This is a genomic window from Sphingobacterium sp. IITKGP-BTPF85, assembly GCF_001006065.1.
Classification (GTDB): domain Bacteria; phylum Bacteroidota; class Bacteroidia; order Sphingobacteriales; family Sphingobacteriaceae; genus Sphingobacterium; species Sphingobacterium anhuiense.
This window is the reverse complement of record NZ_ASZT02000094.1, coordinates 1-20,812: the sequence shown is the minus strand read 5'-3', so window position 1 is coordinate 20,812 and position 20,812 is coordinate 1. Positions and strand designations below refer to the sequence as shown.

General features: G+C 40.7%; 17 protein-coding genes and 4 pseudogenes. 3 read left to right on the top strand and 18 right to left on the bottom strand.

Annotation, left to right across the window (positions count from 1 at the left end):
* The 15 genes and pseudogenes from L950_RS33665 to L950_RS16925 all read right to left on the bottom strand — a co-directional run.
* Positions 1–495: pseudogene (locus L950_RS33665) on the bottom strand (glycoside hydrolase); the annotation flags it as partial.
* On the bottom strand, positions 492–1,298 hold the full coding sequence (locus tag L950_RS33660; RefSeq protein WP_231577363.1) for a glycoside hydrolase 43 family protein: 807 nt from the start codon (positions 1,296–1,298) through the stop codon (positions 492–494). The gene L950_RS33660 and the pseudogene L950_RS33665, both read right to left, overlap by 4 nt.
* A gap of 34 nt (positions 1,299–1,332) precedes the next feature.
* Positions 1,333–2,202, bottom strand: a complete 870-nt coding sequence (locus L950_RS30475; RefSeq protein WP_197086503.1) for a hypothetical protein — start codon at positions 2,200–2,202, stop codon at positions 1,333–1,335.
* Positions 2,196–3,281, bottom strand: a complete 1,086-nt coding sequence (locus tag L950_RS30470) for a family 43 glycosylhydrolase (RefSeq protein WP_197086502.1) — start codon at positions 3,279–3,281, stop codon at positions 2,196–2,198. The genes L950_RS30475 and L950_RS30470 overlap by 7 nt, the downstream gene beginning before the upstream one ends.
* 217 nt (positions 3,282–3,498) lie before the next feature.
* Positions 3,499–5,358 carry a sialate O-acetylesterase gene (locus L950_RS16970; RefSeq protein WP_197086501.1) on the bottom strand — a complete coding sequence of 620 codons (1,860 nt, stop codon included), beginning with the start codon at positions 5,356–5,358 and terminating at the stop codon, positions 3,499–3,501.
* A gap of 228 nt (positions 5,359–5,586) precedes the next feature.
* Positions 5,587–6,915 carry a xylose isomerase gene (xylA, locus tag L950_RS16965; RefSeq protein ID WP_021190371.1) on the bottom strand — a complete coding sequence of 443 codons (1,329 nt, stop codon included), beginning with the start codon at positions 6,913–6,915 and terminating at the stop codon, positions 5,587–5,589.
* A gap of 6 nt (positions 6,916–6,921) precedes the next feature.
* Positions 6,922–8,229, bottom strand: coding sequence for a xylulokinase (locus L950_RS16960; RefSeq protein WP_316930676.1), 1,308 nt, complete (start codon positions 8,227–8,229; stop codon positions 6,922–6,924).
* Positions 8,220–8,402: a hypothetical protein gene (locus L950_RS36710; protein WP_316930675.1), complete on the bottom strand. Its 183-nt coding sequence runs from the start codon at positions 8,400–8,402 to the stop codon at positions 8,220–8,222. The genes L950_RS16960 and L950_RS36710 overlap by 10 nt, the downstream gene beginning before the upstream one ends.
* A gap of 71 nt (positions 8,403–8,473) precedes the next feature.
* Positions 8,474–8,863 carry a glycoside hydrolase family 95-like protein gene (locus tag L950_RS37390; protein WP_410528135.1) on the bottom strand — a complete coding sequence of 130 codons (390 nt, stop codon included), beginning with the start codon at positions 8,861–8,863 and terminating at the stop codon, positions 8,474–8,476.
* A 54-nt stretch (positions 8,864–8,917) separates the two neighbouring features.
* Positions 8,918–10,926 (bottom strand): annotated as a pseudogene (locus L950_RS16955) (glycosyl hydrolase family 95 catalytic domain-containing protein); the annotation flags it as partial.
* Between the two features lie 69 nt (positions 10,927–10,995).
* Positions 10,996–11,889, bottom strand: coding sequence for an alpha/beta hydrolase (locus tag L950_RS16950; RefSeq protein ID WP_231577362.1), 894 nt, complete (start codon positions 11,887–11,889; stop codon positions 10,996–10,998).
* A 137-nt stretch (positions 11,890–12,026) separates the two neighbouring features.
* Positions 12,027–13,003: pseudogene (locus L950_RS16945) on the bottom strand (transketolase family protein).
* Positions 13,004–13,010: 7 nt separating this feature from the next.
* Positions 13,011–13,868, bottom strand: a complete 858-nt coding sequence (locus tag L950_RS16940) for a transketolase (protein ID WP_021190370.1) — start codon at positions 13,866–13,868, stop codon at positions 13,011–13,013.
* 5 nt (positions 13,869–13,873) lie between these two features.
* Positions 13,874–14,542 (bottom strand): fructose-6-phosphate aldolase, encoded by a 669-nt coding sequence (fsa, locus tag L950_RS16935; protein WP_031288500.1) that lies wholly within the window; start codon positions 14,540–14,542, stop codon positions 13,874–13,876.
* Between the two features lie 496 nt (positions 14,543–15,038).
* Complete coding sequence (locus tag L950_RS16925) at positions 15,039–16,004, bottom strand: hypothetical protein (RefSeq protein ID WP_021190367.1); 966 nt, start codon at positions 16,002–16,004, stop codon at positions 15,039–15,041.
* A gap of 594 nt (positions 16,005–16,598) precedes the next feature.
* On the opposite strand from L950_RS16925, the gene L950_RS33655 reads away from it, so the two are divergent.
* The 3 genes from L950_RS33655 to L950_RS16915 are packed head-to-tail and all read left to right on the top strand — an operon-like array spanning position 16,599 to position 18,569.
* On the top strand, positions 16,599–16,763 hold the full coding sequence (locus L950_RS33655; protein WP_231577361.1) for a hypothetical protein: 165 nt from the start codon (positions 16,599–16,601) through the stop codon (positions 16,761–16,763).
* Positions 16,739–17,599, top strand: a complete 861-nt coding sequence (locus L950_RS16920; protein WP_316930677.1) for an aldo/keto reductase — start codon at positions 16,739–16,741, stop codon at positions 17,597–17,599. The genes L950_RS33655 and L950_RS16920 overlap by 25 nt, the downstream gene beginning before the upstream one ends.
* Positions 17,600–17,654: 55 nt before the next feature.
* The gene (locus L950_RS16915) at positions 17,655–18,569 is read left to right on the top strand and encodes a helix-turn-helix domain-containing protein (protein ID WP_021190366.1); all 915 of its coding nucleotides are present in this window, start codon (positions 17,655–17,657) and stop codon (positions 18,567–18,569) included.
* 157 nt (positions 18,570–18,726) lie between these two features.
* Here L950_RS16915 and L950_RS16910 read toward each other — a convergent pair whose 3' ends face one another.
* The 3 genes and pseudogenes from L950_RS16910 to L950_RS27990 all read right to left on the bottom strand — a co-directional run.
* Positions 18,727–19,737 carry an NADP-dependent oxidoreductase gene (locus tag L950_RS16910; RefSeq protein WP_021190365.1) on the bottom strand — a complete coding sequence of 337 codons (1,011 nt, stop codon included), beginning with the start codon at positions 19,735–19,737 and terminating at the stop codon, positions 18,727–18,729.
* 3 nt (positions 19,738–19,740) lie between these two features.
* On the bottom strand, positions 19,741–20,508 hold the full coding sequence (locus tag L950_RS16905) for an SDR family oxidoreductase (protein ID WP_031288496.1): 768 nt from the start codon (positions 20,506–20,508) through the stop codon (positions 19,741–19,743).
* Between the two features lie 120 nt (positions 20,509–20,628).
* Positions 20,629–20,812, bottom strand: a pseudogene (locus L950_RS27990) (hypothetical protein); the annotation flags it as partial.

Below are 20,812 nucleotides of genomic sequence, written 5' to 3'. Positions count from 1 at the left end.
AAAATGTTGACCGCCTTCCATGCGTACGCCCAGCAAGCCATAGTTTTGCTGCAGTAAAGATAAACCTGCAAAATCGCCATCTTTCATAGCAGAAACATCGATTGCAGTCTCTCCCTCACAGGTGGGGCCAAACGTGCGCTGTGTCAAAGTATTTCTTGCCTGTAAAAAGTGTTGATCTAAACGTCCTGTCTTCAGTCTCAAGTTTCCTTTATTTTCACTTACAGACCATAACTCCGCAACAGGATTGTGGTTCCATTGCCAGACCAACGGCAAATCCGGCTTTCCCTCCTCACGGTCAAAATCATCAGAATTAACAAGATGAGGGATCAATCCTGTGCTAACCGGCAGATCCAGTACTTCGGGTACTTTACCATCCACCCCCAGTACCGGCCAGCCCGCTTTCCACGTAACAGGAACAAGATATGGGATCCGTCCGACAGCACCATAATCCTGAAAAAGATAAGCATACCACTCACCGTTCGGTTTATCAATCAATCCCCCTGCGCTACACCTTGATCCTGCAAAACCACCCGCCCCTCATATGGTCCATCTATTTTATCTGCACGGTGCACAATCACAGACCGCATCCCACCGGGAGGCCAGGAAATGTTAAACAGATAATATTTTCCATTTATTTTAAAAAACTGTGATCCCTCGGCCGGAAGGCCCCCCTGCACACCCGCAGGTGTTGTCGGTAAGGTTGCGTTTTCAATTAAGACACGTTGCGTCTCCGGTTTTATTCCAGATAGATCGGGCAGCAGTTCAACCATATTGATCTTACCGCCACCCCAGATCATATAGATTTTATCCCCTTCAAAAAATAGGCTATGATCATGCAAAGCAGGCGAAAACTCCTTTCGATCCCAGGGTCCATGCTCGATATCCTGAGTTGAATAAATATAAGTCTTACCGGTTGTCTGTGCAAATGTGCTGACATAATAGGTTCCCTGATGATAGCGTAAACTACTTGCCCATGATCCCCGCCCGTAAGTATTTTTATCCTGATCCAGATTCAGCTCATCCATAGCAGCAAGAGTATGATGTCCATAACCCACCATTTCCCAATTAACCAGGTCTTTGGATTTCATGAGCGGCAAGCCCGGATTCATATGCATGGTGGTACTGCTCATATAGTAGGTATCGCCTACACGGATCATCGACAGATCCGGAACATCGGCAAAGATGATCGGATTTTTTGCTTTCTGATCCTTTTGCTGTCCATAAATTGGATTTATAAATAAAAACAAAAGTAAAACCCAATACGATGATCTGCGTATACCTGTTACATGAATTTTCATAATACTTATCTATTTTTTAGGTTTATCCAGAGACTTAATCAGCAGTAAATATAACATTATAAATTTTGGACACACCGTTGTAGTTAAATGTTACCCGACAAGTTCCCGACGATGATGTTGCTTGATTAATGGTGATTTTAACAGCCGGATTATCCGAAGATGCCGTCACGACCGGTGCCGCTGCTTGTTGCGATGAAATTTTACTTTTAATCTCATACTGACCATAGTCAACAATGCCATTTGCATTGGTAGAACGGACAGGTACAGCTGGTATTTCCAGCGCTTTTCCGTTGACAGCGATACGCACTTGAGGCACGATGGGACGATCAATTTTATGTTTCTTTGAACTAAATCCCAGACCGATGAAGTCAAACAGGATTTCATGATCTCCCCCTTCCGCAACCAGATATACCGCATGCTTTTTATCCAGATGATCAACATATTTGGAAACATCAATTTTAAATGCTGCCGTTTCACCCGCAGCATTCTCCGGAACGACAATTTCCCCAATTTTCTGTCCCTTCCAAGTGGCATTATCATAAGGGCCATCCAGCAAAACATTTACTTTAAAGGACTTTTTAGATTTCGGAGTTATAAACAGGTTAAACATGGTATTGTTTCCTTCTTTTGTTCCTTCAAAAGCTTTCAGTCCAAATTGATCCTGCTTCAGACCTCCAAAACCAAAATATTTAAATCCGACAATACTTCCATTTCTGAGATTTGTAACCGGCATATGATTATCCCATATATCCCAAGAATCTTGCATGGTACTGATATCAGAAAGGTGGGCCGTATATCCCGCTGAATAGTATTGATAAGGATCGAGTCCAAAAATATGGAAGCCCTCAGAAGTCACTTCTGCACCCTTATATTCTTTACCCTGACTATCCTTAACCGTCACCATTTTATTTTCGGCATACGGATCATAAGCCTGATGCGTACCGACCCACCTTGTGCGACTGGTTTTTCATCCCAATCGATGATAACCGGAGCGACTACTGCCTGACGCGCAAATCCGAATCCTCTTGGAGGTCTATGGTAAAAAACATACCATTGCCCATTAATTTCCTCGATACTGCCATGCGTATTATGCCCCGCATTACTCGTTTCTATCGCTGTACCATCCTGATTAAGGACCGGTCCACGCGAATCGACCAGCACACCCCCGCTCTTCCAGGGTCCCAAAGGCGAATCACCAATCAGGTAGCGCAAGGTAGAGTTCGAACTTCCGACACCGTATTCAGGCCCCGAATATCCACTATATACCGACACATACTTATTGCCCACTTTCCGGATGGAAGAAGCTTCAAAGAAGTTAAAAGATCCCAAATCCTCTCCCGTTACAACATGCGCATATTCCGTACCCTTTGGATCCCTTAACACACCATAACTTGCGCTTGCGGGAATAAAACGGTCGATTATTTTTGTTCCGGGTCTCACCGTGTACATGGTATTTTGATCTAATTGAGCCGCCAAAGAGCGTTGAAAACCCCAGTAGGCATAAGCTCTAAAACCGATTTCAAAATCAGGATCATTCCGATCTGTTATTTGCTCGACAAATATAGCCGGATCAAATCCAATCACGCTTCCAGGCAACGTACGTGTACCATCTTCCGTTAAATTGATCGGTTTAAAAGGTCCATCAGGACGATCTCCTTTCACCACCATAGCTTCACGGTGTTCTCCCCGACTGTGCGGATATAGATAATATTCTTTGCGGCCATCCTTTCTTTTTACTTCAACTAAGTCCGGTGCATACATGACATCCCATTGCCCACCAGTTTCGTAAGTGAAAATAGGTCCATCATCTCTCCAGCTGGACAGATCATCTACAGGTGCAGACCACATCCGGATATCAGGTCCACAATAACTGTCGAACCGTAGATCATGCGACCCGATGATATAAGCACGGTATTTTCCTGGATGATCAGGATCCTCAAAGACGCGAGGTTCACCATCCGGTAAATGCTCCCAAAGTGGCAAATAGGGATTACCCGCACCTTTGTGAACAACTTTTGTGTCTGATTACTTTTTATCGCATTATGCTGTGCCATCACATCGGTTGCCGATAGGGCAAACAGACCTGCACAGAACAGTAAGACTGACTTTTTCTTAAACATAAATTTAGTTTTATTCATAATTTTTCTCTGCTATATTATTGATTACCCCCGCATGCATCGCCCCGCTACCCCACAGCTCACTACCAATTGTCAGTACGAAATGGCGAGGCAAGTAATCCTTCCTTGTTTTGAAGATTTGCTTCTTCCGGATTATCACTCCAGGCATAACGAACGGCTACAGGGTTCGGAACTTCATTACTGCTCACAATGACCGTATTACCTTGAATAACTGCATCTGCCCACACGTAGGCCTTATCTTCGCCAGCTATGGCGAAATGTTTTAAACGATGTTCACGACTCTTTAAACCGCCTGCACTTTGATGGAAAAACAAAACAATCTTGTTTCCGTCAATCTTCATATTTTTATAAAGCGGACCTTCACTAACCACCTGTTCTCCATAGACCAATCGACGCGCTTGCAAAAACAAACGGTAGGCAAGATCTTTTTTATTTAATGGGTGAATATCATTCCATTCGCCCAGATCATAAGTTACTGTCAAGGCCGTTTTAGATACTTCCAATGCGGTTTGCAATTGTGCTTCCCGAACGCGGGCCCAACCACTTTCAACTGGTGGCTTGACAGATTTCGGAGCATAATTAGGGAGCTGCACAAGTAAAAAAGGAAGTTCAACTTTTTGAAATGTTGTCCGCCAATTTGCGATCAGTGCTTTTAAATACTTCCCATAATTAGGATCTCCTGCATTACTTTCCCCCTGATACCAGATCACCCCTTTCACCTCATAGTCGCGCAATGGATAGAGCATACCATTGTAAAGCATCGACCCCATGGTTTCCAGATTTGGAAGCTGTTTTTTTGCCTGCTCCAATACATTTAAATCTTGGCCAACTTTATATTTCCATTCTCCCCTAAGGTCTACTTCTATTTCATCACTGCTCATTCGGTATGGCTTATCAGGAATAAAGCCGCCATCAATGGCATGAGCTGTTAAACGGATGGTGATATTATTTTTTCCCGATTTCAAAATTCCTGCAGGAATATCATATTTGCGGGGAGGATAGAAATAAGAAGTAGTGCCCACAAATATGCCGTTCACAAAGACAGAATCACGATCGACCATTGTTCCTAAGTAAAGTTTAGCATGCTTGCCCTCCATATCAGGAGGTAAATTAAAATCTTTACGGTACCAGACCGTACCTTTAACATCCAGACCTGTTTCATTCCAGCGGCTTGGCACCGTTGCTATTTTCCAGTCACGATCGTCCCAATCTGCATGGTACCATTTATTGGCCCCCTGATCTACCGCCGCATTTTCTAGAACAGCTAATGCATCTTTATTGACGGTCAAAGCTGGAAATTCTTTTAAATGCGCTTGATTAATCCAACTTTGAATGGTACTGCCACCTTTACTGACCACCAACATACCTACAGGAACCCCCGTGTGGTGGTATGCTTCCTGCGCATAAAAATAGGCTAAAGCGGTCCAATTGATCACATCAGTAGCTGTCGCTGAGTACCATTTTGCGTCCGAAGCAATCTCCTCTTTTTCCTGTATCACTTCCTGTGTCGGTACTTTATAATAGCGTATCATGTGATTATTGGACACATTGATCTCGGGATACCGATCCACTAAACGCATTATAGGGGTTTCCATATTAGACTGTCCTGAGGCCAGCCAGACATCGCCAATAAGAATATCCCGAATCACAAATTCATTAATTTCCATGAGAAACGGTCCACCAGCTTGCTGCGGAGGCAGGCTCACAGACCATTTGCCAGCAGCATCAGGTTGTGTATGGTAAATTTTCCCTGAAAACGGATGGTCACTTTCTCGCCACTGTCTGCCCAGCCCCACAATTTCAGATCCACATCGCGTTGCAGTACCATACGATCGCTGATTAAAGCCGGAAGCCTGATCTTGGCAACGACATGCTGGTAAATAAAAAAGCTGAACAGAATGGCAATAATTCTCATAGAACAATTATATATTTTCCTTGTATAAAAAAATCGCGGTTTTAAGTTTCTTCCCCTCCATATGCTTATTATCTCATCGGATGTGTTAAGATTGCGATGATTGCGCATCGCTCTGCATCTTATGACAGGAATAACAGGTCAATTGGTTATGGACTTGATAAAATTAAAATAAGTTATGAAAAGAGCAGAAGCCCTTCCCATAACTAAAACGAAAAAAAACAATTATTAAAACGGGTTAAATAAAACGGTTAATTAAATTCTCTAAATATTCCTGCTTACCGCTAATAAGTTTAGGTTCACCATTTTCAGCAGCAAAGTTCCGGAGATCTTCTAAGGTTAATTTTCCTTGCTCAAAATCAGCACCGGCACCAGTATCAAAACTAGCATAGCGCTCTGAACGTATTTTTTTATAATCAGATTTCTGAAGAATATTATCTGCAATGACCAAAGCTCGAGCAAAATTGTCCATTCCACCGACATGGGCATAAAACAGGTCGGCAGGATCCGTTGAATTTCTGCGGATCTTAGCATCAAAATTGACACCGCCGCCTTTTAAACCACCAGCTTCTAAAATAATTAACAGCGATTCGGTCAGTTCATTCAGATCGTTTGGAAATTGGTCGGTATCCCAGCCATTTTGATAATCACCACGGTTAGCATCGATAGACCCTAAAAGCCCCGCATCTGCAGCAACTTGCAATTCATGCTGAAAAGTATGTCCTGCCAGAGTAGCATGGTTCACTTCCAGGTTTAACTGAAAATCATCCAATAGATCATACTTTCTCAAAAAGCCAATTACCGTTGCCGCATCAAAATCATACTGATGCTTAGAAGGCTCGCAGGGTTTAGGTTCAATAAAGAACGAACCCTTGAAACCATTTTTACGGGCATAATCTTTAGCCAGATGTAAAAAACGGGCCAGATGGTCCTGCTCTCTTTTCATATCTGTATTCAGGAGCGACATATATCCTTCACGTCCCCCCCAGAACACGTAGTTTTCACCCCCAAGGGCAATCGTAGCATCAATAGCGGCTTTTACCTGTGCACCACCATGCGCCAGTACATGAAAATCAGGATTGGTTGAAGCACCGTTCATATAACGGTGATGGCTAAACAGGTTAGCAGTTCCCCAGAGCAATTTGATACCGCTCTGTGTTTGTTTTTCCTTGGCATAGTGGACGATATGCTCCAAATTTTGTTCATTTTCAACCACATTATCGGTATAATCAACCAGATCGACATCGTGAAAACAATAGTAGGGCAATTGCATTTTCGTCATAAATTCAAATGCGGCATCCATTTTATCTTTTGCCCGGTCTATGATCGTAGGTTTGGCATCCCATGGAAAAAACTGTGTCGGTCCTCCAAACGGATCCGATCCATTCCCATTAAACGAATGCCAGTAAGCACATGCAAATCTTAGATGCTCGGCCATCGTTTTTCCTGCTACCACACGATTTGCATCATACCATCTAAATGCGAGTGGATTATCCGAATCTACCCCTTCATATTTTATCTGTCCAATGTTTTTGAAATACTCCTGATTTCCTAATAATACTTCCATTTTTTATTAATTTAACAATTTCCTATTTAAACTATCTTTCCATTTCTCATACAGCTCATCATATAAAGTGATATGTGAAGGTTCAATGATCGCATGTTTCTCCAATCCGGCAAATGCTTCTTTCCGAGAAGCAAATATCTCTGCTCCGATTCCAGCTCCCAGCGCTGCCCCCACACTTCCATCATTATCATAAAGCTCGACTTCTACCTGTGTCACCCCAGCAAAAGACTGCTGAAATACGGGGCTTAAAAATAAATTGGCATGTCCGGCACGGATTACTTTTGGTTCTATTCCATTCTGCCTCAAAATATCCAGACCGTAGCGAAAAGAGAAAGCTATTCCTTCTTGAGCGGCACGCCACAGGTGCGCTTCGTCGTGACGTACAAAATCAATATTTTCGATATGGGCATGCACCATTCTATTTTTTAACATTCTTTCGGCACCATTGCCAAAAGGCAAAACCGTGATACCATCAGAACCTATGGCGATATTAGACGCCAATTGATTGATCTGTACATAGTCATTTCCCAGTGCCGTTATTTTTTTCATCCAGCTATTTTGGATACCGGTACCATTTATACAGAGCAGCACTCCTAAGCTTGTCTGCGAAGAATTATGGTTGACATGCGCAAATGTATTGACACGAGACTCCTGATCATACACCAGTTGATCCGTAACCGCATATATAACACCCGATGTACCAGCAGTCGCAGCCACTTCTCCGGGTTCAAATACATTCAAAGAAAGTGCATTATTAGGCTGATCACCGGCTTTATAACTCACGAAAGCATCTCTGGAAAGGTTCAGTTCATCCGCTACTTCGGGTTTGATCAGTCCATAGTTTGAGAAAACAGGTAAAATATCCGGAACTAAATCCTGATCAATACCATAATAATCAAGTAAGGTCTCCGAGATCCTATTGTTCTTAAAATCCCATAAGATTCCTTCCGATATAGAACTGATATTAGAATTAATTTCACCTGTTAAACACATGCTCAAAAAATCACCAGGTAGCATGAATTTATGTATCCTCGCATACAGTTCGGGTTCATTGTGTTTCACCCAGGCTAACTTTGAAGCGGTGAAATTTCCTGGAGAATTGAGATGTGAGGCCAAAAAACCAGTCGAAGACAGATCTGAGATTGCCTGATCGCCTATTGCAACAGCTCGACTATCGCACCAGATAATGGCATTACGCAGTGGTCGTTGATCCTTGTCTACGATCACGAGGCCATGCATTTGATAAGCAATTCCAATGGCACCGATATACTTAGGATTATAAAGTCCTGTACTGTTAAGCTTTTTTATCGCCAATTTTGTATACTCCCACCACAGATTGGATCTTGCTCCGCCCAGCCCTGCTGTTCCGAAATAATTGCAGCTTCGCTATCGGGGTACTGTGTAGACACAATTCTCCTATTGGTCTGTGCATCAATAACCGAAACTTTAATAGAAGAAGTCCCTAAATCTATTCCTAATAATAACATATCCTATTTTTCTAATAATTTTTCGGTCTATTTATTAATACTTTAAGTCATTATTATCTTTTCCCAATCTTTTAAAACAATTGTGGGTCAAGAACAAAGTCATACTTTCCTCCTCTTTGAGTAGCCATATCGTACTCAAAGATTGGTCTCAAATGATTCCCTTTCAAAGTCGCTTGTGATGACACAAGGGCTTCTTTTCCAGCTATGGGGTTTAACAGGTTATTTGAGTTTTCACCAGCTGCTATCTTCAACCCCTTACCTTTAAGTGGCCAGTAGGATCGTAAACGTAGGTTTCCGCCAATTTTTGAGGTAACAGCAATGTTCCGAATCTGACCATCTTTCCAGTTCATATCAACAGTAAATCCACCTCTAGCTACAATACCCGAGACAGCGCCATCGCTCCATAACTCGGACAACGCGGGTAGCACATGCACCGCTCCGTCATGGCTCTGTAGCAGCATTTCAGCAACTCCTGCACTCAAACCAAAATTTCCATCAATCTGAAAAGGTGGATGGGCTGTAAACATATTGGGATAAGTCCGTCCATCCGGATTTTTATGATTCGCTAAAGTCAACATATTGTCAATGATCTGATACGCTTTATTCCCATCGAGCAAACGTGCCCATAGATTGATCTTCCACCCGATGGACCAACCTGTCGCAAAATCACCTCGATACTGCAATGAATTAGCAGCAGCCTCAAATAATTGGGGCGTCCGATACGCCGATATTTGGTTTCCCGGATACAGGCCATACAAGTGCGATACATGCCGATGGTCACTTTTAGGATCATCAAGATCTTCCAGCCACTCTTGCAATTGCGCATATCGGCCTACTTGCATAGGCGGAAGCTTTCGAGCGGCTTTTATTAATTTCGCTTGATAAGCGGCATCTTGATCGACAATCTCGCTCGCTAATGCCGTACGTGTAAGGATATCAAAAGCCAGTTGATTGTCCATGGTAACCCCCGCAGAGATCGGCCGTGCTCGGGAGATATGGAGGGTGCAATGACCAGCCAGTCTGTATACTTAGGATGTGCAATCAATATAGAAATAATAAAATCGGCCGCTCCTTTCATGACAGGATACACTTCAGTAAGAAACTTCTGATCACCGGTGTATAAATAGTGCTCCCATAAATGCTGCGTTAGCCATGTTCCGCCTGTCGGCCACATACCTGCTGCCGCAAAATCAATTGGACTGGTCACCCGCCAGAGATCTGTGTTATGGTGCGTAACCCATCCATCAGCACCATAGAGTACCCGTGCAGTTTCTCGACCACTCTCGCTCAACTCTTTAATAAGCTGAAAAAGGGGCTCATGCGTTTCTGAAAGATTAGTAACCTCCGCTGGCCAGTAGTTCATTTCGGTATTAATATTGACCGTATATTTGCTATCCCATGGCGGATTCATCGATCTATTCCAGATCCCCTGCAAATTGGCAGGCTGCCCACCAGGCTGAGAAGAGCAGATCAATAAATACCGTCCAAACTGCACCAATAACGCCACCAAAGCTGGATCTTGCGTCGTTTTGAAACTTTCAATCCGTTTAGTCGTCGTCAGATTTTCTTGTCCTGCTGTTTGACCCAGATCTAAATTGAATCGTGCGAATTGCTTGCTGTACATTGCGATATGCTGCTTCAATGCCGTTTTAAAAGCTTTCTTTTGAGCCAGTGCTAATGTACTCGCCGCCCGGACTGCTTCCTGATCATCAAGGGTTTTGTAATTCACAAAATTTGTGGCAACAGCCATATAGATCACGACCGATGTCGCACCCGATACGGTCAGTTTGTTATCCGTGAGCGTGACACGGCCGTCCTTATTTTTAACAGCAGTATGCTTTTGATACCTGATTTTTCCGTCAATACCTTCATGCGATGTCCCGCTACCTTCCAAAATTAGGCTTTGACCGGATTTATAAATGTTGTACCTGGAAGGATTTGCATATTCGAGATCAAAATTTAAAGCTCCCCTTTTACTAGCGGTTATTTCCATTAGAATCACATCATCAGCAAAAGAAGAAAACACTTCACGCGTATAGGTGACACCGTCTACCGTATAGCGCGACCGCACGACAGCTTTTTCGAGATCCAGTTCGCGGTAATAATTCTGATAATTTTTATGGTTAGGAAAATTCATAATGACGCTGCCCGCCGTCTGATAGGGCATGCCATGGGTTTTGGTGAAAAATGATTGATTTGTTAAGCGATCGGCCGCCTCTGTTTTACCAGCAAAGATCAATTGCTGAATTTGAGGAAGTGCGTTTAACGCATTCGGATTATCATTGCGGTATGGTCCCCCTGCATAAATCGTTTCTTCGTTAAGCTGTAATTCTTCACGCTCCGGAATACCATACACCATCGCTCCCAAACGCCCATTCCCGATCGGTAATGCCTGTTCCCAGATCTGATCAACGACAGGTTGATCATACCACAATTTTAGTGAGCTTTTATGCTGCGCATATGCAACACAGCCGAATATCGACAGCTTTACTATCCCTATGATCGTAAATAATTTAGCAACCATCAATCTCATCATGCTATTTTGTTTCCTCTACTTATTATTTTATACATTGATTAGCCTGTATTGGTCAACTTATAACCCTGTTTCAGGAACCAAATAGCCTACATACATATTCAAAATGTGATCATTTACCCTGACTACGCTCCTTAAACAACAATTGCGAAATCTGATACAGATCATTCTTCCAAACCTTAAATCATGTCCTCCCGGCTCGATATAGAAGACATGCGGTACCTCATGCTTTTTCAAATAATCATGTGTTCTGTTCGTAATAGTGATTAAACCATCTTGATCGCCACAAGAAAGCCAAAGTAACTTGAGTTTGTCTTTTACTTCTTGCGGATGTGGGATCAGTTGCTCAGGCATTAGGGTATTGGGTGCGGAAGAAAATCCACCGACCCAGGCAAATGTATCCAAGTTGCCAAGACCAAAATTTAGAGCTTGACCTCCCCCCATGGATAATCCAAATAAGGCACGATTCAAAGGGTTCGCATTCACAGGATAAGTTTTTTCGACATATGGAATAAGATCATCAATAAGATCTCTTTGAAACGTCGCAAAAGCCTCAACTTTAGCCGCATCCATGATATTACCTATAGCACGATCATCTTTCATGGCACGGCCATTGGGCAATACCACGATCATCGGTTCCAGCTTACCTTGTGCATACAGATTATCTAGAATAACATGAGGAGTACCATTGTTTAACCACTCAAACTGATCGCCACCGATCCCATGTAAAAGATAAAGTACGGGGTACAATTCCTTTGCCGAGAACCCAGGAGGTAAATACACTAAAGCCGTCCGTTCTATACCAACAGTTGATGAAGGATAAGTAATCGTATCTATTTTACCATGTATAATATCCGGTTGATATACAGCAAACCCCTCAGGAGCTGTAACGGTTTGAGCTTTTAATACCGTAATGGATAGGACTATACATAACACCGTCCAAATATTTTTCATAATCATTTGGTTTATAATTGAATATTAACACTTATATAAATTGATCATTTATCAATTTAGGTTTCAATAAGCATGAATCAGCCGACCTTTTCCTTACCTATTTTTTTGAATCCATGGAATTCAGAAGATTAAAGGGTTTATAACACTTGTGCAGATTGATCTATTTTTCTGGAAATCACTTTCTCTACTGCAGATACGATGTTCGCCGCATTTAAACCATATTTTTCCATTAACTGCGCAGGAGTCCCCGATTGACCGAAACAATCATCAACAGCAATATATTCTTGTGGGATCGGCATATTCTTGACAAGCAGCTGTGCAACACTGTCTCCTAAACCACCTAAGCGATTGTGCTCTTCAGCAGTCACCACACAACCTGTTTTCCGAACCGACTTCAATATTGCACTGTCATCCAACGGCTTAATGGTGTGTATATTAATAATCTCTGCATCTATACCCAATTGCTCTAAAAGCTCACCTGCTTGAATGGCTTCCCAGACCAAGTGTCCTGTGGCAATAATAGTCACATCATTCCCTTCGTTCAGCATAACCGCTTTTCCGATCTCAAATTCTTGATCTTCTGGTGTAAAGACAGGTACTACAGGTCTTCCAAAACGGAGATACACAGGACCGAAATACTTTGCGGCAGCAATCGTCGCAGCTTTGGTCTGGTTATAATCGCAAGGATTGATCACTGTCATCCCTGGTAGCATCTTCATCAACCCTATATCCTCCAAAATCTGATGCGTCGCACCATCCTCACCAAGTGTCAATCCTGCATGCGAGGCCGCGATCTTCACATTCTTATTAGAATAAGCGATCGATTGGCGTATTTGATCATAAACCTTCCGGTTGCGAAGTTGGCAAAAGTACCTGTAAACGGAATCCTATTCCCGATGGTCAGACCTGCCGCTATTCCCATCATATTGGCTTCCGCAATACCGATCTGGAAGAATCTTTCCGGAAATTCTTTTATGAAATCGTTCATCTTTAGTGACCCGATTAAATCAGCACAAAGTGCCACGACATGTTCATCTTGACGTCCAGCTTCCAACAGTCCCGCTCCAAAACCTGAGCGGGTATCCCGAGATTCGCTATATGTATATTTTTTCATTTTTTGCTTAATAATCTCCTAATGTTTGTGGATTCTGTGCTAAAGCATCAGCCAATTGATCGTTATTTGGAGCAACTCCATGCCATTTATGTGATCCCATCATAAAACTGACACCATTTCCCATTTCAGAATGCAGTAAAATAACGGTTGGAAGACCCTGATGAGCCTGCTGTTGCGCTTGAGTAAGTCCATCCAATATAGCAGCAATATCATTTCCCTGATGTATTTCCAATACCTGCCAACCAAAAGCTAACCACTTGGCATGTAAATCACCTAGAGACAGTACATCTTTCGTCGCCCCATCGATCTGTGCACCATTATAATCAATGATGGCAATCAGGTTATCCACTTTATTATGTGGCGCATACATCGCAGCCTCCCATACCTGACCTTCCTGCAGTTCACCATCCCCCATCAGGACATAAACCAGGCCTTCATCACGATTTAGTTTTTTCGCCTGTGCCGCACCGATTGCCACGGATAATCCTTGCCCTAATGAACCTGATGCAATACGGATTCCTGGTAACCCCTCATGCGTGGTAGGATGCCCCTGCAACCGGGATCCAAGCTTGCGGAACGTAGCCAATTCGGCTATATCAAAATAACCTGCTCTCGCCAGTACACTGTAGAAGACAGGGGAAATATGGCCATTCGAAAGAAAAAACAGATCTTCACCACTTCCATCCATATCAAATCCCTCTTTCCGGTTCATGACTTCAAAATAGAGCACAACCAACAACTCTGTACATCCTAAAGAGCCTCCGGGATGACCCGATTGGCAGGCATGCACCATGCGAACGATATCTCTTCGCACTTGCGAAACAATAGCCTGTAGCTCAGAAATACTCTTTTTATTAATTTCCATCGCGATTAATTGTTTTGAGCAGCTACCCGTTTATGATCCGCTAAAAATTGCGCTAGACCACTGTCTGTTAAGGGATGTTTTAAAAAAGAAAGAATGGCAGACAAGGGCGATGTAATAACATCGGCACCTATTTTGGCGCAACCCAATATATGCGTACTATTACGTACAGATGCCGCTAATATTTGGGTAGGAAAGATATAATGATCATATATTTCCCGAATTTCTTTGATAAGCCCCAGTCCATCGACAGAAATATCATCCAGACGGCCTATAAATGGAGAAACATATGTCGCACCTGCTTTTGCAGCCAATAATGCCTGTCCAGCAGAAAAAACTAATGTACAGTTGGTTTTTATGCCTTTGTTACTAAAATATTTGATGGCTCTGATACCCGCTTGAGTCATGGGTACTTTGACCACGATTTTGCTATCCAAATTTGCCAGTTGCTCTCCTTCCAGGATCATTCCTTCATAATCGGTTGCAATAACCTCAGCGCTCACATCGCCCTCGACAATAGCACAGATCGCTAAGTAATGTTTCTGAACAAGATCATCACCGCTTATCCCTTCTTTTGCCATTAAGGTAGGATTGGTCGTTACACCGTCCAAAACCCCGAAGTCCTGGGCTTCCTGAATATCGTTCAGATTGGCTGTATCAATAAAAATTTCATTTATTAAATTTAAGTTTAGTAGTTTATGGTTTGGTCTGCAAATGAGCCTTTCAGAATCTCTAATTGCAAAACAAAACTATACTATTAGCCTCTTAAAAAATGAAACAGATCTTAAAAAGAAGGGTAAAAATGTTCAAAGCATAGCACTAAAGTAGATCTGTAGGCTGTTTAATCGTCTTTTCCGTAGAAAAATAGTTAAATGCACAAAGGATAAGTAAAAAATTATAAACCAAAAAAGGAGACCCTATAAAGAATCTCCTTTTTAATCACTTTTTCCTCCATCTCCCCAACAGCCGGCTGGTCACTCCCTTGTCCCGTTACTCCGTCAATATGTTACGTCTTAACTATGTCACTTTTTCAATATATCACTACATTACAGCCGAAAACATATTAATATGGTACACTGCCCCCCCTGCGCAAATACTTATTCTAAAAGAGAATTGATCTCAACAAAAAAAGGTGTCCAAAGGCACCTTTTTTAATATTAGCTCAGTAAAACTTTATTTAAATTTTTCGACTTGCTCCGGAGTCAGAGATAAAATATCACAAATCATCGCTATATCAAAACCACTATTCAACATTTTAGTAGCTGATTCGAACTTTTCTACTTCAGCTTTCTCCCTTTCAGCCTCAGCAAGAGCTTCCAATTTCTTGATGCGTACCGCTGCTAATCCACGTTCTTGCTCCTGTCCTTCTCGCTTAGCCTTATCCAATAAATATTCACGTGTACCCATTGTTGTGCTCCTTCCTAATTTTGTATCGATTTCTTGCTCAAATTTAATAAAAATTTCTTTATCTTCAAAACTAACATAATAAGCCAGGAAATCATAAATACCCTGACGTGTAGTCTTTTCCATATCCCTTTTCATCATTTGATCGTAAAGATCATGTTTAATATCTTTAAGTTCTTCGTCGGTCACATTATTATTAATTATAGCCAAAAATGCCGTTAATACCACAACAGCAAATGGATTCGGATTAGACCGTAAATCTTCCTCATTTTGACTTAGAATCTTATAGTAATTGAATTCATACCGTAAAGTCGTTCCTAAAAAACTTTGTTCATACAACTTTGGCTTATAATGTTTATTCTCATCAGTCAATATCGCTATGGCACAAACTGGCACCTGATATCGATCAGTGATTTTATAATAATATTCAAACATCCGTTTTTCCAAATCATTATTACCCTTATTGGACTGCACTTCAATATGACAAAAGATAAATTGCTCACCTCCACCTTTCATATAGACTTTTACTAACTTATCGACAAATCTTTTACCTTTATTACTCTTTTCTGGCGGAAATAAGGTCTCAAACTCTTTGTCGAGATATTCAAAAGGTTTATTCAAGTCAAATAACAATTCAGCTTCGGGAAACATAAATCGGAGGAAATCTGCAAAAGTCTGCTCCAGTATCGATTTCCACAAGGGATCATCAACACGTCTTAATTTATACTTTACCATAACTCATACTCAACTGATTAACAACAGCTAATATAATGATAAATTACTAATAATACTAAATATAATAGTTTTTAATACCAATCAATTTAGCACGCGATAACTAACCACTTCACTCTGTCACTTCTAAACAAATACTTATTCTAAAAAATATAACTTACAACATTATATCCAATACTTTGAAAATACTAAAGTCTGTCTCGGTTCGGGAGACACGGTCACTTCTTAATAAAATCCAAATCCATTCCGTTTTGAAAAAGGATCAATTTGTAAATTTGGTTTTCCTTTTTGTTCAAACTTCAATGTTGCATCGATTCCATTATAGAAGAACTCGAGTTCACTTCATTTTAGTATTAAAAGAGCAACAACTAAGCTAATTTCAACATTGTTGTTATATACAAAAAACTACAGCAGCAACACCACCCACCAATGCCATCATGATTTCCGGTAAAAATCCAGCCTTCCACACTATCACCAGAATAGATGACCGGCTAGGGGCAAACTTTTTGGATACAACCTTCCGTGATTTGGACACTTTTGATCAGGTTTCTCACCATAATTTTGATTTAAATTAAAAATAATAGATCTATGAACAACATGAAAGAAGTAAAATTGGGCAGTCAAGGACTTACCATACCAACGATTGGTCTTGGCTGTATGGGCATGACAACAGGTTTCGGAGGAGATATCTACGGAAAAGCAGATGAAAAAGAGGCGATTGCTACTATCCATCGTTCATTGGAGCTGGGTGGCAATTTTTAGATACAGCAGATATATATGGTCCTTTTCTCAACGAACAGTTAATAGCAAAAGCGATCAAGGGTAATAGAGAAAAATACATCATAGCTTCAAAATTCGGATTCGAAATTGACGACAACGGACAAGCAACTGGCGCATTCAATAGCAGTAAGAATTACATAAAAAAAGCCGTAGAGCGTTCTCTGAAAAATCTGGGTACCGATTATATTGATATGTACTACCAGCATCGATTGGACACGAATACGCCAATTGAAGAGACCGTAGAAGCGATGGGCGAATTGGTAAAAGAAGGAAAAATAAAATATATCGGTCTTTCGGAAGTAAATTCTGAAACCATCAAAAGAGCACATCAGACTCACCCACTTACAGCAGTACAGTCCGAATACTCCTTGTTTGAGAGACAAATTGAAGAACTGGGCATTCTGGATACACTGAAAGAACTAGGCATCAGCTTAATTGCCTACTCACCAGTAGGGCGTGGATTTTTAAACGGAACAATACAAAAGCCAGAAGATTTTAACGAAAATGATTTCCGAAGATTTATACCAAAATATCAAGGTGAGCAGTTTTTCAAAAATGTAGAATTGGTAAATGAAATTAAGAAAGTGGCGGTCGAAAAAAATATCACTTCTGCACAGTTGGCTATTGCTTGGGTTATTGCTAAAGGTCACACGCCAATTCCAGGGACAAAACGCGTAAAATATGTAGAAGAGAATATAGCAGCAGCGAGCATTTCTTTAACCCAAGACGATCTGAACCGTTTGGAAAGTATTATTCCTTTGGGTACAGAAACAGGCGCAAGATACGATGCTGAAAGTATGAAAGGCGTTAATTTGTAACAGGCTAAACAGTGGATAAATTAACGTTTATCCACTGTTTTTTATAAATTTATAAATGAAAAATAATAAAACTTATTTTCTAAACACAGTTTCAGAACTTCATCATTTCTTAAACATCAAAAAACCAGCACATCCTTTAGTAAGTGTTGTGAATCTTGATGAGATCAATTCTTGTGTTGCTGAAGAAATGTTAACGATTGTCTATAATTTCTACACGATTTATCTGAAAAAGAATTTTGACGGAAAAGTAAAATATGGTCAGCAATATTATGATTATGATGATGGAATAATGACCTTTTTTGCACCCAAACAACTATTTTCAATTGAACAAAACAGTTCATCAACAGTGGAAGGTTGGATGATTGTTTTTCATCCCGATTTTATTCAAAGTTATGCTTTAGCAAAACGTATTAAAGAATACGGTTTTTTCGCATATGCCAACAATGAAGCATTGCATCTCTCGGACAAAGAAGAGTCCGTAATCTCAGGACTGATGCTAAATCTTCAACAGGAAATTGAAGCCATGATTGACAACTACACACAAGATGTTGTTGTTTCTCATATTGATTTGTTGCTGAATTATTGCAACCGGTTTTACAACCGTCAGTTTATTACACGTAAAAAAGCGTCAAATGATTTATTCTTAAAATTTGAGGATTTATTAAATGCATATTATCAACATGATGATTTAAATGTATTAGGCCTGCCGTCCGTTCAGTACTTCGCCGAACGATTATCGGTATCATCAAACTATCTCAATGATATGCTGAAAAATTTGACAGGGCAAACTACACAGCAACATATTCAAAACCAGCTCTTGGAAAAAGCCAAAGAACTATTGTCAACAACAGAATTATCTGTAAGTGAAATTGCTTATCAGTTAGGTTTTGAATATCCCCAATCATTCAGTAAACTATTCAAAAAGAAAACCGAAAGATCACCTTTAGAATTTAGACAGTCATTTAATTGACCGAAAATTGCGTTGACAAACTAAAAATCGTTGTCAATCTACCGCGGTTGTCTACAGATAAATTTTGAATTTGAGAACATAGATTTGCTATGTTTTACAGTTTTCTTCTACTATCAAAAAAAATGTCATTGATCTATATCAATACATCTATCGTAGATTAATCTTTTAAAGATCTGGTCACGACAACCTTGCCTTTTGCACGACCACTTTCTACATAAGTCAGTGCATCATTGGTTTTCTCGAATGGGAAAATTTGATCTATAACTGCTTTTAACTGATTAGCTTCAATCAATTTGGTAATTTCGGCTAATTGTTGGCCGTTTGCGCGCATAAATAGAAAAGTGTAGTCAATTTTCAGCTTGTTTGCTTTTTTTTCTATGCCCCTACTCAATAAACTTATTACCAATTTCATATACCAGGCTAAACCCAGATCTTGAGCAAAATCTACAGTAGGTGGACCTGAGATTGATATAATTTTCCCTCCTGGTTTTAAAATACCGAAGCATTTCTCCAATGTTTTGGTATCTTGACTATGCAATACAACATCATAATCCCTGAGTATATCTTCAAATTTTTCAGTTTTATAATCAATCAAAAAATCTGCACCGAGCGACTGTAATAAATCAAAACTTTTTTTACTCGCAGTGGTCGCCACCGTCGCACCCAAATATTTAGCCAATTGGATAGCAATCGTTCCTACTCCACCCGATCCGGCCTGAATAAATACTTTTTGACCTTTTTTAATCTGAGCAATTTCAACGAGAGCCTGCCAGGCGGTTAGACCAACGAGTGGTATGGAAGCGGCCTCTTCCATCGTCATATTCGTCGGTTTTAAAGCTATATCATTTTCATCTATGGCAACATATTCCGCAAAACCACCAATACTAAAATCGGGAAGCCTAGCATAGATTTCATCGCCGACCTGAAAGTTTTTCACTTTTGAACCAACCTGCACGATAACACCTGCCACATCGTGACCTAGAATAAGAGGCATTTTATAGGGTAATAATAATTTGAAATCGCCATGTTTTAACTTAGCATCCAATTGATTGATACTGGCAGCATAGATTTCCACCAATACTTCATGCTCTTTAATCTTGGGTGCCGGAACTTCAACAAGTGCTAACGTATCCGTTTTACTATAGCGGTTAATGCGAAATGCTTTCATTGATCAGGATTTTAATAAGGGATTTATTTTCTTCGGGTTAACAAGATTAAAAGTTAGTTTAGGGAAGATACGGTTTAAAATATAAACCAATTTGGAAGAGCCCACTCGAATGTGAAAGCGGTCTTTCTCTAATCCGGCAACTAAAGCTTTTACCAGTTCTTCGGGACTTAATTTAGGATCATTTCTATCTACAGTCATTGCTGTAGCAACAAGTGGGGGTACAAGCTCGAATACTTTCACATGGCTTTTTAAAATTCCAAGATGTGCACGTAGAGCTGTTGTATAAAATGCAAGCGCAGTCTTCGATGATGAGTAAGTTGCCTCAAGCAAAGAAGGTACATAACTCAATAGCGATGTGGTATTAATAATCGCAGTTTCAGGTCTTGATTTCAACATATCAAGAAAAAGATTATTCAAACGAATAACTCCTAAATAATTGATATTCATCTCATAGGCGGCTCCTTGCAGATGTTTTACATCTGAAATCCCGAGATTAGAAGGTTCGACTCCAACTCCGGCATTATTATATAAAATATCTATTCCACCGAGTTTTTCGATTTCCTTAAAGAGTAACTGTGCTTCTTCCTCAGAAGCGACATCACTTTTAATCGGAATGACGCCGGGGTACATTGCTTTTGCTGCATCCAATTTAGCTTGATTTCGTCCTGTAATAATGACATGAACACCTTTTTCTAAAAATTGTTTTGCGGCCTCAAGCCCTATTCCAGATGTTCCCCCTGTTATTAGTATTGTTTTTCCTTTTAATTCCATAATTGATATAAATTGCTTAAAGTGTTTCTTCATTCGTTAACAAAATGAAGACCCGTAGTAAAAAACTGCTGCCCTGGATTTACATCCGAAGGTGCCAAAGGCTTTTCACCATTGTGCAGATCAGGGTGCGAATATGCACCAGTATGCCAAAGCTGTAAATATGACTCCACCTTGCTCATGGACTGCTTCCGTGGTCAATTTCCAGCCTGCAACCTGTTCATTCGAATAAATTGCAGGAACACAGTGTATACACCGACAGCTTCCAGGGCTGATGAATGTATCTTCTGTAATGATTATCCGGCAG